Source organism: Kitasatospora indigofera, from assembly GCF_014655955.1.
GTDB classification, from domain to species: Bacteria; Actinomycetota; Actinomycetes; order Streptomycetales; family Streptomycetaceae; genus Kitasatospora; species Kitasatospora indigofera.
In genome coordinates this window covers 1-17,663 of record NZ_BNBO01000079.1, presented here as the reverse complement: position 1 = coordinate 17,663, position 17,663 = coordinate 1, and the positions used below count along the sequence as shown (strand labels likewise).

Sequence of the window (17,663 nt, the reverse complement as noted above, 5' to 3'; positions counted from 1 at the left end):
GCACCGGGCGGCCGGAGCGGGCCCGCCGGACAGGCCCCGGGCCCCGGCCCCGCCCCGCCCCGGGCCGCCCGCCGCAGCGGTGGCCGGGGCCGGGATCCCCGCCGATACTCGGCCGGAGGGCCGCCGTGACCCGCGGTCCCCGCCGACCCCCAGGACTTGTGCTGACATGACGCCGCCCGCGGGCCAGCCGGCCCGGATCCCCGACGCCCCGCCGACCGCCGACCCCCAGGCCGTGCTCAGCCCGCTCACCAGCGCCGCCGTGTTCCTGGTGCTGACGGTGGCACCCGGCGGCGAACCCGCCGTCCGGGAGCTGCTGCCCGAGCTGGCCGGGCTGCGCCGGTCGGTCGGCTCCCGGGTCCCGGCCGCCGGGCTGACCTGCGTCACCAGTGTCGGCGCGGCCCTCTGGGCGCGGGTGTTCGCCGGCCCGCGCCCGGCCGGCCTGCATCCCTTCCGGGAGCTCGTCGGGGCCCGGCACCGCGCCGTCGCCACCCCCGGCGACCTGCTCCTGCACATCCGCGCCGACCGGATGGACCTCTGCTTCGAGCTGGCCGCCCAGGTCGTCGACCGGCTGGCCGGGGCCGCCACCGTGGTGGACGAGGTGCACGGCTTCAAGTACTTCGACGAGCGGGACCTGATGGGCTTCGTCGACGGCACCGAGAACCCGGCCGGCCCGGCCGCCGAGGAGGCCGTCGTCATCGGCGCCGAGGACCCGGACTTCGCCGGTGGCAGCTACGTGGTCGTGCAGCGCTACGTCCACGACATGAAGGCGTGGAACGCCCTGCCGGTGGAGGAGCAGGAACGGGTGATCGGCCGCACCAAGTCCGCCAACATCGAGCTGGACGACGAGGCCAAGCCCGCCAACTCCCACGTGGCGCTCAACTCGGTGAACGCCCCCGACGGCTCGCAGCTGCAGATCCTGCGCGACAACATGCCGTACGGGACGGTCGGCCGGGGCGAGTTCGGGACGTACTTCATCGCCTACTCCCGCACCCCGGCGGTGACCGAGGAGATGCTGCGCAACATGTTCCTCGGCAGGCCGCCGGGCAACTACGACCGCATCCTGGACTTCTCCACCCCCGTCACCGGGTCGCTCTTCTTCACCCCCTCGGCCGCCCTGCTCGGCGCCCCGCCCGGGCCGCCCGACGCCGCGGCCGGACCGGTGCGCGCCCCCGAGCCGGAAACCGCCCCCGAGCCCGCCGCCGGCTCCGGACCTCTGTCCGCACCCCCGCCCGACCTGGCGCCGGTACCCGCCGGCGCGGACGGTTCGCTCGGCATCGGCAGTCTGAAAAGGAGCACCGCCCGATGAACAACCTGCATCGCGAACTCGCCCCGATCTCCGCCGCCGCCTGGGCCGAGATCGAGGAGGAGGCCAGGCGCACCTTCACACTGCACGTCGCCGGCCGGCGGGTGGTCGACCTGCAAGGACCGGAGGGCGAGACGCTGGCGGCGGTCGGCATCGGCCACCTGGAGGACATCGCCCCGCCGGTCGAGGGCGTCACCGCGCACGCCCGGCGCTCCAAGCCGGTGGTGGAGCTGCGGGTGCCGTTCGCCGTCGACCGGCGGGCGGTGGACGACGTCGAACGCGGCGCCAAGGACTCCGACTGGCAGCCCGTCAAGGACGCCGCCCTGACCATGGCCCGGGCCGAGGACCGGGTGGTCTTCGACGGGTACCGGCCCGCCGCGATCGCCGGCATCCGGGAGAGTTCGTCCAACCCGGCGCTGACCCTGCCGGCCGACGTCCGGGACTACCCGAACACCGTCAGCCGCGCGCTGACCGCGCTCCGGCTGGCCGGCGTCAACGGCCCGTACTCGCTGCTGCTCGGCGCCGAGGCCTACACCGCCGTCAACGAGACCTCCGACCACGGCTACCCGGTGCACAACCACCTGGCGCGGCTGCTCGACGGCGAGATCATCTGGGCGCCCGCGATCGAGGGCGCGCTGCTGCTGTCCACCCGCGGCGGCGACTACGAACTGCACCTCGGCCAGGACCTGGCGATCGGCTACCACGCGCACGACGACGACAGCGTCCAGCTCTACCTTCAGGAGTCGCTGACCTTCCTGATGTACACGGCGGAGGCCGTGGTCACCCTGGACCAGAGCGGCCCGGCCTGACCCCGGCCGGGGCCTCGCCGCCCGCCGGGAGCACCGCACCGGCCGCCCGGGCGGTCACCCGGGCAGCGTCCTCGGCGGTCACCGGGGTGAGCAGCAGGACCAGCGCCGACGGGTCGTCGACCGGCCGGAACGAGGACAGCGACAGCCGGACCGGCCCGGCGCCCGGCAGCTCCACGGTGACCGTACGGGCGGTCAGCTCCGCCACCGACCGGCAGCCCCACCAGTGCCGCAACTCCGGTACGTCCTGGTCGAGCCGGCGGTACAGCTCGGTCGTGCGCGGGTCGGCGACGGCGGGGCCGGCCTGGGCCCGGAAGTGCTGGAAGACGTTCATCGCCAACGGCTCCCAGTCGTGCACGGCCTTCCGCAGCCGCCGGTCCGCGACCATCAGCCACATCAGGTTGCGCCGCTCCTCCGAGACCGCCTCGGGCGCGCCCCACACGGCGCTCCAGGCGGAGTTCCAGGCGAGCAGGTCGAAGTAGCGGTCCAGCAGCACCGCCGGGCTGGCCGGCCAGGAGTCCAGCACCGGCCGGACGGCCGCGCCCAGCGCCGCACGGGCGCCGGCCCCGGTCGGCGGGCCGGCCGGTTCGTGGAAGCCCGCCAGCCGCAGCGCGTGCCGCAGCGCGGGCGGGTCCAGCCGCAGCGTCCGGGCGACCGCCTCCAGCACCTGCCGGGAGGCCGCCACCCGGCCCTGCTCCAGCCAGGTGTACCAGGCCAGGCCCACCCCGGAGAGCGAGGCCACCTCCTCCCGCCGCAGGCCGGGGGTACGCCGGCGGGAGGTCGCGGTCAGGCCGACGTCGGCGGGCTTGAGCAGCTCGCGATGGGCCCGGAGGAAGGTGCCGAGTTCCTGGCCGCCGGCCGGGGCCGGGGTCCGGTTCGGGGCCCGGCCGGCCGCACCGGCCGTCGGGGAGGCCGGAGCGGCCGGGACGTGGGCCGGGCCCGGGGTACGGGCGGGGGCGTCCGGGCCTTGCGGTGTGACGGGGTGGTGCGGCATGGCGGGGCGTTCCCATCGAGCGTGGCTGGGGCCGCGCCCGGTACGGCGCGGCGGTACGACGACGCGGCCGGGCCGTCGGCCGCCGTCGGGCCGGGGCAGCTCCCCGGGGCGGCGGGGCTTCGGAACGGCGGGGCTTCCGAGCTGGCCGTGGGGCCGTCGGGGCCAGGGGCGGCCGGCCGGCGGTGGTCCGGGGCGGCTTCCGTGGGGCGGTCAGTGCCCGGCGCGGGCGGGACAGCGCTCGTCGAAGCACCTGCGGTGCCACGAGCCGCCGATGCCGACCAGGGTGAAGTCGGTCCGCCAATCTGCCATGGCACCAGCCTATTTGGGCGCTTCGGCGCAGGTCAAGGATGGTCCGAGGGGTGAGCGGCCGACGCCGCCGGTGCTATGACCCCGGGTATCAGCACCGATTCCTCCCTGGCTGCGGCCGGCCGGGATCCGGATCCTTCGTCACAGCGGCCGGCGGCCCCGCGAGCCGCGCCGGCGACCCGGGGCTCCCACCCGCCGGCCGCCTCCGCCGCCGGACGTCCGACTGCCCGCGACCCCAACCGCCCAGCACCGCAACGCCCCGACCTCCCGACGCCCCGAGGCCCCGACGCCCCGGCCTCCCAACTCCCCAGCACCCCAAGACCCGTGACCGTTGCCCCGGAAGGACCGCAGATGCCCGCCCCCGCCCGCCGGAGAGCCGCCGGCCGGCTCGCCGGCCCGCCCCGGCGGGTGCGCCGATGAGACGGTTCCTGCTGCGCAGGGTGCTGCTCGCCCTGCCCACCCTGCTCGGGGTCACCGCCCTGGTGTTCGCCACCGTCGCCCTCGTCCCCGGCGACCCGCTGACGGCCTTCCTCGGCCCCGGCGCGCCGCCCGAGGCCCGCCGGGAGCTCACCGAACGCCTGGGCCTGGACCAGCCGTTGCCGCTCAGGTACGCCAATTGGCTGGGGCACGCCCTCCGCGGCGACCTCGGCGTCTCGATCGCCGGCCAGCGGCCCGTCCGGCAGCTCCTGCTGCCCGCCCTGGGCCAGACCCTGTTGCTGACCGCCGCCGCGTTCCTGCTCGTCCTGGTGGGCGGCGTCCTGCTCGGCGCGCTCGGCGCCGGCCGGCCGCGCGGAGCCGCCGGCCGGCTCTCCGGCGCGCTCGGCACCCTGGCCGTCTCCGCCCCGCAGTACTCGGTGGCGCTGCTGCTGGTCGCGCTCCTCGCCGTCCGGTGGCGGCTGCTGCCGGCCGGGGGCACCCACGACGCCTTCGGCGGCGGCGGGACCGCCGACCTGCTGCGCCACCTGGTCCTGCCCGCCGTGGCGGCCGCCGTCGTCCCGCTCGGCCTGACCGCCCGGGTCTTCCGGGCCGCGCTCGGCGGCGTCCTGGCGGGGGACCTCGCGGACGCCCTGCGGTCCCGGGGCCTGAGCCGCGCCGCGGTGCTCCGGCACTGCGTGCACAACGCCGCGCCGGCCCTGCTCACCATCGGCGGGCTGCAACTCGCCTACCTGCTGGAGGGCGTGGTCTTCGTGGAGACCCTGTTCGCCTGGCCCGGCCTGGGCGGGCTGCTGTACGACGCGCTGTCGGCCCGCGACCTGCCGGTCGTCCAGGGCGGGGTGCTGGTCGTCGCGGTGGCCTTCGTGGGCGTGAACATCCTGGTCGACGCGGCGCACGCGCTGATCGACCCCCGGATCCGGAGCCCGCGATGACCGGCCCGCGTCCCGTCCCCGCCCGCGCGCCGCGGCCCGCCCGCTCCTCCCGTCCCCGTCCGTCCCGTTCCGGCCCCTCCCGGTCCCGCTCGGCCCGCTCCCGTCCGGGCCGTCCCCGGTGGCGGGCCGTGCTCGGGGCCGGCGGCCGGGCCCTGCCGGCCGTTCTCGCCGTCCTGCTGGTGCTGGTGGCCGCGGCCGCACCGCTGCTCGCCCCCTACGACCCCGCGGCGGGCTCGCTGCACGAGCGGCTGCTCGACCCCGGCGCCCCCGGACACCCGCTCGGCACCGACGGACAGGGCCGGGACATGCTCAGCCGGCTGCTGCTGGGCGCGCGGCCGTCGCTGGCCTGCGGGATCGCCCCGGTGGCCGTCGCCACCCTGGCCGGCACCGCCCTGGGCGTGACCGCCGGGCTCGGCGGCCGGGTCACCGAACAGGTGCTGCTGCGCGCGCTCGACGTGCTCTACGCCTTCCCCGGGATCCTGCTGGCGATCGCGGTCGCCACTCTGCTGGAGGCCGGCGCCGGCACCACCGTGGTCGCGCTGTCGGTGGTGCTCACCCCGGCGGTGGCCCGGGTCGCCTTCACCGAGGCGCGGCGGATCCGCTCCGCCGAGTACCTGGAGGCCGCCCGGGTCAGCGGTGCCGGGCCCCTCGTGCTGGCGCTGCGGCAGGTGCTGCCGGTGGTCGCGCCGGTCGTCCTGGTCTACAGCTCGTCGCTGGTCGGGCTCGCCGTCGTGTACGCGGCCGGGCTCTCGCTGCTCGGCATCGGGGTGGCACCGCCGGCCGCCGAATGGGGCGCGATGCTCGACGAACTGCGCCCCAGCCTGCTCACCCACCCCTGGATCGCGATCCAGCCGGCGCTGACCGTGCTCGCCGCCTCGGTGGTCTTCAACACCCTCGGCGAGGCCCTGCGCCAACGGATCGGCGGCGACGAGTCCCACAGCGCCGGCGCCACCGGTGCCATCGGCGAATCCCACGACAGCGGCGCCGGGTCGTCCGACCGCGGCCGCCACCCCGCCCCGGAGGCCACCCGATGACCCCCGCCCTCGGCTCGGCCCCCGCCCCCGGCCCTGCCCCCGGCCCCGCTCCCGGCTCTGCCCCCGCCTTCGCCGCCGCCCGGCTCCGGGTCGACGACCTCACGGTCGGCTACCCCACCCCCGGCGGCCTGGTCAGGGCGGTGGACGGGGTCTCGCTCACCGTCGCGCCCGGGGACGCGCTCGTCCTGCTCGGCGAGTCCGGCAGCGGCAAGAGCACCGTCGCCCGGTCTGTCCTCGGCCTGCCCGGCCGGACGGCCCGGGTCACCGGACGGATCCACCTCGACGGCACCGACCTGACGGCTCTGGACGAACGCGCCCTCGGCCGGGTCCGCGGCCGCCGGATCGGCTACCTCCCGCAGGACCCGGCCGGCGCGCTCGACCCGCTGCGCCGGATCGGCCCGCAGCTCGTCGAGGTCCTGCTCCGGCACCGCCGGGCCGCGAACCGCCGGGCGGCCGGGCCGGCCGCCGCCGCGCTGCTCGCCCGGGCCGGCCTCCCCGATCCGGGCCGGATCGCCCGGAGCCGTCCGCACGAACTCTCCGGCGGGCTGCGCCAGCGCGCCGCCCTGGCCCTCGCGCTCTGCGGCGACCCCGGCCTGCTGGTCGCGGACGAGCCGACCACCGCCCTCGACGCGCTCGTCCAGGCCGAGGTCCTGGACCTGCTGGCCGCGCTGCGCGCCGAGCAGGGGCTCGCCCTGCTGCTGGTCACCCACGACCTCGCGGTCGCCCGCCGGGTGGGCGGCACGGTGGCCGTGATGCGGGCCGGGCGGATCGTCGAGACCGGCCCGGCCGGGCAGGTGCTCGCCCGGCCGGCGCACCCGTTCACCGCCGCCCTGGTGGCCGCGCGGCCGGGAGCCGGCCGATGAGCGCGGAAGGGCCCGTCGGCGCTCGGGCCGCCGGCGCCGGCGTCGGCACCGGCCGCGAGTCCGGCCGCGATCCCGGCCGTAAGCCCGACAGCGATCCCGGCCGTGAGCCCGACAGTGATCCCGGCACCACGACCGGCGGGGCACCGCTGCTCGCGGTCGAGCGGGCGGTGAAGCGCTACCCGGGCGGGCAGCTCGCCCTGGACGGCGTCAGCCTGCGGATCGCCGCCGGCGGGGCCACCGGCCTGGTCGGCGAGTCCGGGTCCGGCAAGTCCACGCTGGCCCGGCTCGTCCTCGGCCTGCTGGCGCCGGACGCGGGCACCGTCCGGTTCGCCGGGCACGACCCGTACCGGCTGCGCGGCCGGGCGGCCCGGGCCGTCCGGGCCCGGCTCCAGTTCGTCCCGCAGAACCCGCGCGGCTCGCTGAACCCGGCCCTGCGGGCCGGCGAGGCCGTCGCCCTCGCCCTGCGGGTGCACGGCACCCCGCGGCCGGAACGGGCCGAGCGGGTCGCCGCGCTGTTCCGCCAGGTCGGCCTCGAACCGGAGCTGGCCCGGCGCCGCCCCCGCGAACTGTCCGGCGGGCAGCTGCAACGGGTGGCGATCGCCCGGGCCCTGGCCACCGGCCCCGACCTGGTGGTCTGCGACGAGCCGACCTCGGCGCTCGATCGCGGCGCCCAGGCCCGGGTGGTCGACCTGCTGACGGAGCTGCGCGAGCGCACCGGCCTGGCCTACCTGTTCATCTCGCACGACCTCGCCGTGGTCCGGCACCTGGCCGAGCACGTGCTGGTGCTGCGGAACGGCCGGGTGGTCGAGGAGGGCCCGGCCGCCGCGCTCTGGGACGCCCCCGCCGACCCGTACACCCGCGCCCTGCTCGCCGCCGCCACCGGCCGGACCGCCCCCGCGGCCCCGACGGCGGCACCGCCCTGAGGCCGGCCGTCACCCCGAACGTCCCTTCCCCGTACCCGCTTTCCCCCGAACGGCAAGGAACCACCACCATGACGCACCATCACCCGGGACGTACCGTCCGGCCCGGCCGCACCGCTGCCGGACCCGGCCGCGCCGCCCGGCCGTCCGTCGGCGCACTGGCCGCCGCCGCGCTGCTGCTGAGCACGGTCGGCTGCGCCGCCACCGGCAGCGCGGCGGGGGCCGGCGACGCGGCCTCCGGCGGCCGCGGCGGCACCCTCGTCATCGGCGCCACCGGCAAACTGCCCAACCCCGACACCGTGATCGGCGGCGCCGGGTTCGAGGGCAAGCGGCTGGTCAGCTTCCAGATCTACGAGGGCCTCACCCGCTACGACCTGTCCGGGACGGACGCCCCGCCGGAGATCACCGGCGCGCTGGCCGAGTCCTGGACGGTCGCCGCCGACGCCAGGACCTGGACCTTCGCCCTGCGCAAGGGCGTGAAGTTCCAGGACGGCACGCCGTTCGACGCCGACGCCGTCGTCTTCAACCTGGACCGCTACCTCGCCAAGGGCAGCGAGTTCTACACCGACGCGCTCGGCGCCGCGGCCAAGGAGTACGCGGGCGGCATCGTCCAGTACCGGAAGACCGACGCCGACCACGTGGAGCTGGTCACCAAGGACCCGAACGGCCACTTCCCGGAGGACCTCGCGCACGTCCTGATCGCCAGCCCCGCCGCCGTGCGGGCCACCGGCTCGGCCGGCTTCGCCCGGCACCCGGTCGGGACGGGCCCGTTCGCCTTCGCCTCGCAGACCGAGGGGCAGCAGATCGAACTGGTCGCCAACAAGGACTACTGGCGCGGGGCACCCAGGCTCGACAAGCTGGTGATCAAGCCGCTGCCGGACGTCGCCGCCCGCACCGCCGCCCTGCGCTCGGGCGGGGTGAACTGGATCGAGTACCCCAACCCGGACGACATCGACAGCCTCAAGGCCGAGGGCGCGCGGATCGCCACCAACAGCTACGACCACCTCTGGTACTGGATCCTGGACGGCTCGAAGGCGCCCTGGAACGACCCCCGGGTGCGGCAGGCGGCCAACTACGCCGTCGACCGCAAGGCCATCGCGGAGAAGCTGCTGCACGGCACGGCCGACCCCGCCTACCAGGCCGCGCCCCGGGCGACCTTCGCCTACGACCCGGCCGGCGACCTCTACTCCTACGACCCCGCCAAGGCGAAGCAGTTGCTCGCCGAGGCCGGCCGCGCCGACGGGTTCACCACCTCGGTGACCGTGCCGACCGCGGGGTCGGGCAACCTGCTGCCGGTGCCGATCACCGAGGCGATCCAGCGCGACCTCGCCGCGGTGGGCATCAAGGTCGAGATCCGGACCACCGACTGGTCCACCCTGATCGGCGCGGAGGCGAAGGGCGAGGTCGCCCTCGGCTCGGACGCCGTCGCCCAGTCGACCACGCTGTTCCAGTCCGAGGCGCTGCTCCCGCTGTTCATCGGCAGCAAGAGCCCCTTCTGGACGGGCCACTACAGCAACCCGAAGGTGGACCAGCTGCTCGGTTCGGCGGCCGCCTCGCCGGACCGGACGGCGCGCCGGACCGACTACCGGAGTGCCCTGTCCCAGGTCACCCAGGACGCGCCGTGGCTGTTCGTGGTGAACGACCGCAACCCGCGGGCGCTTTCGCCCAAGGTGCAGGGCCTGGTGCAGCCGCAGTCCTGGTTCCTCGACCTGACCACGGTGTGGGTGAGCACGTAGCCCCGAGCGGCCGGCCGGCGCGGCACCGCGCGCCCGCCGTCCCGCGCCACCGCCGCCGTCCCGCCGTCCCCTTGTCCAGCACCACCGCCGCCGTCCCGCGCCACCAGGAAGGGCACCACCACCATGACCACCCTCCACGACGCGCCGGGCCCGACCGGGGCGCCGTCGCCGCCCGGTTGGGGAATCACCCTGCCGCTGCCCGGCCTCTCCCTCGACCGGCACCGCTTCCTGGTGGAGCGGCTGCCGGAGCTGGGCTACACCGACGTGTGGACGGCCGAGGGCGGCGGCACCGACGCCTTCACCCCGCTCGCGGCCACCGCCGCCTGGTCCCCCTCGCTCCGGATCGGGACGGCCGTCGTCCCGGTGCAGACCCGGGGCCCGGCGGTGCTCGCCCAGACCGCCGCGACGCTCGCCCAACTCGCCCCGGGCCGCGTGCTGCTGGGGCTCGGGGCGTCCGTCCCGGCGCACGTCGCCGACATCAACGGGATCCCTTTCGAGGAGCCGTTCAAGCGCACCCGGGACGTCCTGCGGTTCGTCACCCGCGCCCTGCGCGGCGAACACGTCGCCGGTGACTTCGACACCTTCTCGATCGCCGGCTACCAGCTGCCGCACCCGCCGGCCGCGCCGGTGAAGGTGCTGCTCGGCGCCCTGCGGCCCGGCATGCTCCGGCTCGGCTTCACCGAGGGGGACGGCGCGATCAGCAACCTGCTCCGCCCCGAGGACGTCCCCACGGTGCTGGCCGCCGTCGGCCCGCAGCCGCCGGGCAAGGAGCTGGTCGTCAAGGTGTTCGTCAGCCCGACCGAGGACGCCGCCCACGCGCAGCGCGCCGCCCGGCCCTTCCTGGCCTGGATCCTCAACCGGGAGCCGTACCGCAAGTTCCACGAGTGGCTGGGCAACGGCGAGCTGCTGCGCGAGACGCACCGGCTCTGGGCGGCCGGCGACGAGGAGGGCGCACGCCGGGCGCTGCCCGAGGAGCTGGTCCGGGGGCTGTTCGTCAGCGGCTCGCCCGAGGAGTGCCGGGAGCAGATCCTGCGCTACCACCTGCCCGGGGTGACCACCCTCCAGCTGTACGTGTCGCTGCCGCCGGAGGTGCTGGCCGACCGGGACCGCCTGCTCGACGTGCTGGCCCGGCTGGGGCCGGCGGCCGGCCGGGCCCGGCCCTGAGCCCGAATCCTGAGCCCGAATCCCGGTGGGCGGTGCCGAGCCCTGGGCCCGGTGCGGGAGGCGGCCGGCTCAGCGGCGGCCGGCTCCCGCGTCCGGTCCGGCGAGCATCGTGGTGAGGGCCCGGACCTGGGCGTCCCAGTCCTCGGCGGCCACCCGGCGGGACTCCTGCCCCTGCGCACAGGGGTTCGCCGTGCTCTGCGGCAGGGCGGCGGCGAGGTCCAGCCGCAGCGGCAGCTCCCGCCCGCCCCGGGCCCGCTCCAGGGCGAGCACCTGGTCGTTGGTGACCGCCATCGACAGGGCCGCCTCGACGGCGTCGCCGGCCGGTGCCAGCGGCACCACGGCGGGGACGATGAGCCCGATCCAGTGCGGGCCGCTGCCCAGGTGCTCGGCCCACGCCTCGCCGCCCAGGTGGACGTGGTTGCAGCCGGCCGAGGCCAGGACGGTCTCGACCCGCAGCCGGAAGGTCAGCCGGTGCACGCCCAGCCCCGGCAGCAGGGCGACCGGCCGTCCGGCCTCCGGCGCGCCGACCCTGAGCAGGCCGCCGTCGGCGAATCGCAGGTCCAGAACCATCGGTCTTCCTCCCTCACGGCGGGCCCGGCCCCGGGCGGGGCAGCGGCGCCAGCGTAGTGCCCCGCCCGCCGTCGGTCGCACACCACCCTCCGCCCGTCCGGCTGTCCGGAACGCGGCCGCCGGCCGGCACCGGGTGACCGCGGGAGCTGCCGGGGGAGGCTCACCCGCCGGCAGCCGCCGGTGCCAGGAACGGGCTCGCCTCGCCGTGCCAGGAGACGTGCAGGGCCTCCCTGGCCCGGGTGCAGGCCACGAACAGCAGGCTCAACTCGCCCAGCAGGTCCTCCTGGTGCTGCTGCGCGTCCACCTCGGCCGGGGTGAGGGCGTTGCGCATCGGAACCGTCCCCTCCGACACGCCGGCCACCGCCACGCAGCGGAACTCCAGGCCCTTGAGCCGGTGCATGGTGCCGATCCGCACCCCGGCCGCCGGTACCGAGGAGGAGCCCAGGACGGTGGCGGGGATGCCGGCCCGGACGAGGGCGGCGGCGATGTCCTTGCCGAACTGGACGAAGCGGACGGCGACGCCGACCTCCTCGGCCGGGACCGCGCTGTCGTCGGTCCAGGTCCTGATCTGCCGTACCAGGGCGTCGAGTTCGCCCGCCTTGGTCGGGTGGCCGCTGAGCACCGGCCGGCTGCCGTGGAAGGCGGAGCGGTAGTCACTGAGCCGGTCGTCGCCGCCGTCCATGTCGTCGACCGCCTCGCCGGTGAGCAGCGCGGCGGACCAGGCGACGATCTCGTGCGTGGAACGGTAGTTGATGCGCAGCCGGTGGGAGCGGCCGGTGACCGAGATCCCCATGCTGCGCAGGGACACCTTGTTCCCGTAGATGCGCTGGTGGGGGTCGCCGGCGAGGAAGAGGTCGTCGGGCCGGCCGATTTCGGTGGCCGCGCGCAGCAGGCGCCACTGCCCGGGGTGCAGGTCCTGGGCCTCGTCGACGAGGACGTGACGGAACAGCCGGGGTTCGCCGCCCGCGCTGCGCCGGTCGAGGATCCGGGCGGCCTCGTCGCACACCTGGTGGAAGGTCCAGGTGTCGGTGGACCGCAGTTCCTCCGTGAACGCCGTCACCGCGCGCCAGACCTGTGCGCGCTTGAGCGGGCCGAGCGCGGTGCCCCGCCCGGCCCGGGAGGCCTTCAGGTACTCCTCGGCGGTGCCGATCCCCTGCGCGAGGATCACATGACGCCATTCCTGGTCGAGGAAGGCGGCGGTCCGGTCCAGTTCGAGGCGCCGGGCGATCCGGCCCCAGCGGGCCGTGACGTCGCGCTGGTCGGTGAGGATGCTGAGGCGGTCGGTGTTCCGGTCGCCGCGCAGGACCTCGGAGGCGAGGGCGTCGATGTTGACCACCCGGATGCGCCGGCGCTGCTCCGGGTCGGTGACGAGGAGGTGCAGGCTGCGCCGGAGTTCGGCGGCGAGGTCGCGGGTGAAGGTGGTGAGCAGGATCGCGTCGTCCGGCGCGTCGTCGGGGAGGGCGGCGGCGAGGTGGGCCGCCCGGTGCAGCGCGACCACGGTCTTGCCGGTGCCGGGACCGCCGGTGACCCGGGCCGGGCCGTTGTACGACGGGCGGTAGGCGATCCGGTGCTGGGAGGGGTGCAGGAAGATCCGCCAGGCGTCGAAGGGACGTTCCAGCAGGTCCATCAGTTCGGCGGGGCCCGAGACGAGTGCGATCCGGTCCTGGGCCCGGGACATCGCGGCGGCCAGGTCGTCCTGCGGGGCCCCCGCGCCGGCCGCGTCGGCGGCGCTTTCGAGGCCCGCGGCGAGCTGGGTCTGGACGATCTCGCGCCAGACCTCGTCCGCGCTCATCCCCACGGCGAGGCCGAACAGGACGTCGTACTGGTGCTCGGGAAGTATCGGGCGCAGGGCGTCGAGCATGTCCTCGGTGTCGAGCCTGCGCGCGATCGGGAGGATCTGCGCGTCTATGCCGAGGCGGGTCAGGTCGGCGTCGGAGACGTGGCCGAACAGCGGCCGGGCCGTGCCGTCCGCCCCCACCTTCGCCAGCCCGGGGCCGAGTTGCTCCAGGGCGATGTCGTTGCGCAGTTCGATGCCCTCGGTGGCGGTGTTCACGCTGGCGCGGTGCTTGAGGGCCCAGTCGATGGCGTCGTCGTGCGGCAGCACCTTGAGCAGCAGGAAGCTGTCCCCGCCGTCCGGAGCGAGCACCACCCCGCGGTAGAACCGGTCGATCCTGATGGTCTTCAGCCGCGGGTCCCGGCCGTGGCTCAGCTTCTCCAGGTGCTGGCCGGTCGCCGAGGAGTGCTCGAACTTGTCGAAGGCGTCGGCCACCTTCGTCCGGACCTTCTTCTCCAACTGGGCGAACTCCCGCAGGAAGTCCTTGTGGAGGCCGAGCGTCGGCATGCGAGGGTCCCTTCGGGGCGGGCGGCGGACGGGTCGGTGCTGGCGCTACCAGGGATGATCACCCTACTTCCCGCTCCGGGTTACGACCGGCCGTCCCGTCCTTGCCGTTGCCGCCCGTCTCAGCCGCCGGCCTGCCCGTCGCCGTGCCGGGCCAGCACCGTCCGCTCCTCCTCCGGGGTGAACCCGCTCCGCAGCGGCGGTTCGCCGCGCTCCCGGTCCCAGGCGAGGACGTCGGCCGCGGTCACCTCCAGCGGGGTGGCGGACAGGCCGGCGGCGCGGGAGCGGGCCGAGCTGCGTTGCTGGGTCGGCCAGTTGTCCCGGACGAGGGGGAAGAACGGCTCCACCCCCTCGGGGGAGACCGGGACGATCTCCACGTGGGTGCCCGCGACCCGTGCGCAGGTCCGGATCAGTCCGTCGAGGGTGACCGGTTCGGCCGGCCCCACCGCGTTGAAGGCGCCCGGGCGGTCGTCCACGAGCAACTGCACCACCAGGCGGGCCAGGTCGCGCGAATCGACGATCTGGACGGGCTGGCCGGGGTCGCCCGGCAGCGCCACCCGGCCGCCGCGGGCGGCGCGGCGCACCCAGTAGGTGAACATGTCGGAGGGGTCGTGCGGGCCGGCCACCTTGCCGGGCCGTACGACGGTCGCCCGCGAGCCGTAGCGGGACACCACGTCGTCCTCGCAGGCCACCTTGAGCGGGCCGTAGGTCTCCTCCACGAGCTCCTCGGTGTCGCGTACGGGAGCGCGGCGCGGCGCGTCCTCGTCGGCGCCGGGGCCCACTCCGCTGCGTCGGTAGACGGCGTTGCTGGAGATGAACAGGTAGCGGCCGACCCGGTCGCCCAGCGCGTCCATGGCCCGGCCGACATGCCGCGGGACGTAGCCGCTGACGTCCACCACCGCGTCCCAACTGCCGTCGCCGAGCACGGAGTAGTCGTCGGTCTCACGGTCGCCCAACAGCCTGGTGAGGCCGGGGAACAGGTCCGTCCCGGTCCTGCCCCGGCCGAAGAGGGTGACGTCCGCCCCTGTCCGCAGCGCGTCCTCCACCACGGCACGGCCGACGAACGATGTACCGCCCAGCACAAGAAGTCGCATGATCCCGACCCTAGTCACGGCGGGTGGCCGGTCCGACCGGATTTCCGTGACGGCGACGGTCCGGTGCGGCCCGTTCGGCCCTCAGTCCTCCACCCAGCCCCGGCGGTGGGCCTGCCAGCCGAGCTGGACCCTGGTCTCGGCGTGGGCCAGCTCCATGACGGCCTTGATCCGGCGCTGGACGGTGCGCAGGCCGAGGCCGAGCTGGTTGGCCACGGCCTGGTCGGTGGATCCCGCCAGCAGCAGGGCCAGGATCCGGCGGTCGGTGCCGACCGGTGCGCCGGCCGGGGCGTCGCCGACCACCGGCAGGCCGGCCTCCAGGCCGAGCGGCTGGGCCCAGGCCCAGACCTGTTCGAACAGGATGGTCATCAGGTTCACCAGGCCGGGGGCCCGGACCAGCAGCGCGGCCGGTTCGCCGGCGTCGCCGGGCGTGGTCAGCGGGACGAGGGCGAGGGAGCCGTCGGCGATGATCAGCTTGGTCGGCACCTGGTCGACGACCCTGACCCGCTGGTCCCGCCCGAGGGCCTCGAACAGGGCCTCGGCGCTGCGCGGGGCGCCCAACGAGTGCCGTCCGACGACCACCCGGTAGGCCACGCCGCGCTCGACGGCCTCGGTCTCGGCGCCGGTCGCGTCGGCCGGGACGACGTCGTACTGGCCGGTGACCAGGGCCAGCAGTTCGCGCTTCGCGCCGCGCTGGATCTGCTCCACCCGGTGGCCGATCGCGGCCGGGCCGACCACCACCTCGACCAGGTCCCGGTGGGCGTCGTCGGAGGTCGCGGCGCGGTAGGCCTCGGCCAGCGCGGCCGCCGACAGCTCCGCCTGCCGCAGGGCGTGCCGCCGGCCGGCGAGCAGGGCCTCCAGGGCGACGGCGGGCGGCGCGGCGGAGTAGCGGAGTGCGGGCGGCCCGGGCGCGGCGGCGTCGTCGGTGCCGGTGCCGGTGCCGGCGCCGGTGAGCGCGGGGGCGGTGGGCCCGGGCCCGGTGGGGGTGGCGGCACCGGTCGGGGCGAGGTCCGTCCGGGCCGGGTCGGCGGCCGGCCGGGTGCTGTCGTCGTGCCGGGCCGCGATCAGCCCCTGGGCGGCCAGTTCGCCGAGCGCGACCTGGATCTCGTCCGGTGGTGTGCCGGAGCGCCGGGAGAGTTCGACGGCGGTGGCCGGGCCGTGGGTGACGAGGTCGGTGTAGAGCCGTTCGGCCAGGTCGCTCAGCCCCACGGCAGCCAGCACCCTTGTACCTCCCAGGCTCGCGCTCATGGTCCATGGCCGGCGGGATCCCGCCAGCCGCATCGACCCGCCAGGTACATGATGACTGGCCAGGGGGTGTTTTTGCCAGGGTTCGAAGATCGGGTTCGGGGTGGCGACGGTGGCCGGGGGGTTCGCCCGGGGCCGGCCCGGCGCGCGGGGGCGGGCCGTTCCGGGGGCGCGGGCCCCGGTGTGCGGGCGGTCGCCGAACGGTCCGGAAGCCTAGGCTTGAGTCTCCTGCGAGGGGAGACCCCAGAGTGGCGGACATGGACGACGACACCCTCCGCAGCATCGGCGAGCTGGCCGGGCTGACCGGCCTCACGGTCAAGACCATCCGGTTCTGGTCCGATGCGGGATTGCTGCCGCCGGCCGACCGCACCCCCGCCGGCTACCGGCTGTACGGCCCGGACGCGCCGGCCCGGCTGGCCCTCGTCCGCACCCTGCGCGACCTCGGGGTCGATCTCGCCACGATCCGGCGGGTGCTGGCCCGGGAGGTCGGCGTCGCCGAGATCGCGGCGGTGCACGCCGAGGCCCTGGACGTGCAGATCCGCACGTTGCAACTGCGCAGGGCCGTCCTGCGCGCGGCGGCCGGGCGGGGGTCCACACCCGAGGAGATGGAACTGATGCACAAGCTCGCCAAGCTCTCCGACCGGGAACGCACCGGTCTGATCAACGACTTCGTCGACCAGGCCTTCGAGGGCCTGGACGTGGGCCCGGAGTTCCTGGCCGGGCTGCGGGCCGCGGTGCCGCGGCTGCCGGACGACCCCACGGCGGAGCAGGTGGACGCGTGGGTGGAACTGGCCGAACTGGTCCAGGACGCGGACTTCCGGGCCGGGGTCCGCCGGGCCGCCGCCGACCAGGCCGAATCCCGTGAGCAGGTGGGGGAGCCGGACCAGGTGGCGGCCGCCCGGGTGGCCGGGCTGCTCCGGGAGCGCGCGGGGGCCGCCCGCGCGGCCGGTGTCGACCCCGCCTCGGCGGCGGCCCGGCCGGTCGTGGACGAGCTCGCCGACGCCTATGCGCGGCTGGCCGGGCGGGCGGACGGCCCGGAGTTCCGGGCCTGGCTGCTGGAGCGGCTGGAGGTCGCCGCCGACTCGCGGTACGAGCGGTACTGGCACCTGGCCGCGGTGGTCGGCGGGCAGTCGCCGGCGCCCGCGCTGGCGCCGGCGGTCGAGTGGCTGGTGAGCGCCCTGCGCTCGGCCTGATGCCGGTCTGATGCCGCGCTGATGCCGGGGCCGGTCATCGGTCCGAGGCTGGTCATCGGTCCGGGACCGCGCGCCTCGCCGGCCCGCGGCCGGCAGCCACCGGCCCGTGCGCCGGCCCCGGTTCCGCCTGGCGCGCCGGCCCAGGGGTTGCCCGTCCTCCAACGTTGGGGGCGGGCAACCCCTTTCTTCTTTTGTTCCTGTGCGCAACCATCTACGGTGGCTGTTCGATCTCCGTTGCGCGCGGACGCCGGCGGACCCGCCCGGAAGTGGAACTGACGGGCACTTGGTCTGTACCAAGTGCCGATTTCTTTGATTCGCGGCCACTTTCGAGGCACCCTCTGCACCCCCAGCATCGATTCGGTAAAGAGGTCTAGGCCTCTGTCCGCACGTGGTGCACTCTGGCTCACGCGGCAGACGACGGTGGCCCGCAGCCTTGACCAGGCACTGGCGCACACCTCGTGGTCCCGCATGCTGCGGCCGCGCGCACGGCCGCACACCGCGCAGTCGAAAAGTTCAGTCGAAAAGCATCCGGGCGTTCACGGGCCGGCAGCGTCACCTCGGCCCCGGTCCTGCCCGACCCCCACTCTTCGAAGCCCCTCCACGGGTGGCTTCAGGTCAACTCATAAGGCGGTAACTCCCATGAACCGATCTGTACTTCTCCTTTCGGCGGCCTGTGTGACCGGTGCGCTGGTGCTGACGGGTTGTGGCAGCAGTGGTGGTGGTTCGGATGCTT

14 protein-coding genes are annotated in these 17,663 nt (G+C 75.9%); 9 read left to right on the top strand and 5 right to left on the bottom strand.

Annotated elements, in window-relative coordinates:
• Positions 1 to 166 precede the first annotated feature (166 nt).
• Positions 167 to 1,306, top strand: coding sequence for a Dyp-type peroxidase (locus tag IE329_RS37000; protein WP_190215448.1), 1,140 nt, complete (start codon positions 167 to 169; stop codon positions 1,304 to 1,306).
• A complete protein-coding gene (locus IE329_RS36995; RefSeq protein WP_190215447.1) occupies positions 1,303 to 2,112 on the top strand; it encodes a family 1 encapsulin nanocompartment shell protein in 810 nt (269 codons plus the stop codon). The genes IE329_RS37000 and IE329_RS36995 overlap by 4 nt, the downstream gene beginning before the upstream one ends.
• On the opposite strand, the gene IE329_RS36990 is transcribed toward IE329_RS36995, so the two are convergent.
• Positions 2,084 to 3,103: a helix-turn-helix domain-containing protein gene (locus IE329_RS36990; RefSeq protein ID WP_190215446.1), complete on the bottom strand. Its 1,020-nt coding sequence runs from the start codon at positions 3,101 to 3,103 to the stop codon at positions 2,084 to 2,086. The genes IE329_RS36995 and IE329_RS36990 overlap by 29 nt on opposite strands.
• Positions 3,104 to 3,825: 722 nt before the next feature.
• Between IE329_RS36990 and IE329_RS36985 the strand changes: the two genes are divergently transcribed.
• From IE329_RS36985 to IE329_RS36960, 6 genes are all read left to right on the top strand, one after another.
• The gene (locus tag IE329_RS36985; protein ID WP_190215445.1) at positions 3,826 to 4,776 is read left to right on the top strand and encodes an ABC transporter permease; all 951 of its coding nucleotides are present in this window, start codon (positions 3,826 to 3,828) and stop codon (positions 4,774 to 4,776) included.
• A 128-nt stretch (positions 4,777 to 4,904) separates the two neighbouring features.
• Complete coding sequence (locus tag IE329_RS36980; RefSeq protein WP_190215444.1) at positions 4,905 to 5,810, top strand: ABC transporter permease; 906 nt, start codon at positions 4,905 to 4,907, stop codon at positions 5,808 to 5,810.
• Entirely contained in the window at positions 5,807 to 6,673 is an 867-nt protein-coding gene (locus tag IE329_RS36975) for an ABC transporter ATP-binding protein (protein WP_190215443.1), read from the top strand. The genes IE329_RS36980 and IE329_RS36975 overlap by 4 nt, the downstream gene beginning before the upstream one ends.
• Positions 6,670 to 7,596 (top strand): ABC transporter ATP-binding protein, encoded by a 927-nt coding sequence (locus IE329_RS36970; RefSeq protein WP_190215442.1) that lies wholly within the window; start codon positions 6,670 to 6,672, stop codon positions 7,594 to 7,596. The genes IE329_RS36975 and IE329_RS36970 overlap by 4 nt, the downstream gene beginning before the upstream one ends.
• 68 nt (positions 7,597 to 7,664) lie before the next feature.
• Positions 7,665 to 9,329, top strand: a complete 1,665-nt coding sequence (locus IE329_RS36965) for an ABC transporter substrate-binding protein (RefSeq protein WP_190215441.1) — start codon at positions 7,665 to 7,667, stop codon at positions 9,327 to 9,329.
• A gap of 123 nt (positions 9,330 to 9,452) precedes the next feature.
• Positions 9,453 to 10,493 (top strand): LLM class F420-dependent oxidoreductase, encoded by a 1,041-nt coding sequence (locus tag IE329_RS36960; protein ID WP_190215440.1) that lies wholly within the window; start codon positions 9,453 to 9,455, stop codon positions 10,491 to 10,493.
• A gap of 69 nt (positions 10,494 to 10,562) precedes the next feature.
• Here the strand turns inward: IE329_RS36960 and IE329_RS36955 are convergent, their stop codons facing one another.
• The 4 genes from IE329_RS36955 to IE329_RS36940 form a co-directional block, all read right to left on the bottom strand.
• Entirely contained in the window at positions 10,563 to 11,063 is a 501-nt protein-coding gene (locus IE329_RS36955) for a hypothetical protein (RefSeq protein WP_190215439.1), read from the bottom strand.
• 160 nt (positions 11,064 to 11,223) lie between these two features.
• Positions 11,224 to 13,404, bottom strand: a complete 2,181-nt coding sequence (locus IE329_RS36950) for a UvrD-helicase domain-containing protein (protein ID WP_190215438.1) — start codon at positions 13,402 to 13,404, stop codon at positions 11,224 to 11,226.
• Positions 13,405 to 13,523: 119 nt separating this feature from the next.
• Positions 13,524 to 14,495 carry an NAD-dependent epimerase/dehydratase family protein gene (locus tag IE329_RS36945; RefSeq protein ID WP_190215437.1) on the bottom strand — a complete coding sequence of 324 codons (972 nt, stop codon included), beginning with the start codon at positions 14,493 to 14,495 and terminating at the stop codon, positions 13,524 to 13,526.
• Positions 14,496 to 14,576: 81 nt separating this feature from the next.
• A complete protein-coding gene (locus IE329_RS36940) occupies positions 14,577 to 15,713 on the bottom strand; it encodes a helix-turn-helix domain-containing protein (protein ID WP_190215436.1) in 1,137 nt (378 codons plus the stop codon).
• Positions 15,714 to 15,994: 281 nt separating this feature from the next.
• Here IE329_RS36940 and IE329_RS36935 point away from each other — a divergent pair, with 281 nt between their 5' ends.
• Positions 15,995 to 16,930: a helix-turn-helix domain-containing protein gene (locus IE329_RS36935; RefSeq protein ID WP_190215435.1), complete on the top strand. Its 936-nt coding sequence runs from the start codon at positions 15,995 to 15,997 to the stop codon at positions 16,928 to 16,930.
• Positions 16,931 to 17,663 lie beyond the last annotated feature (733 nt).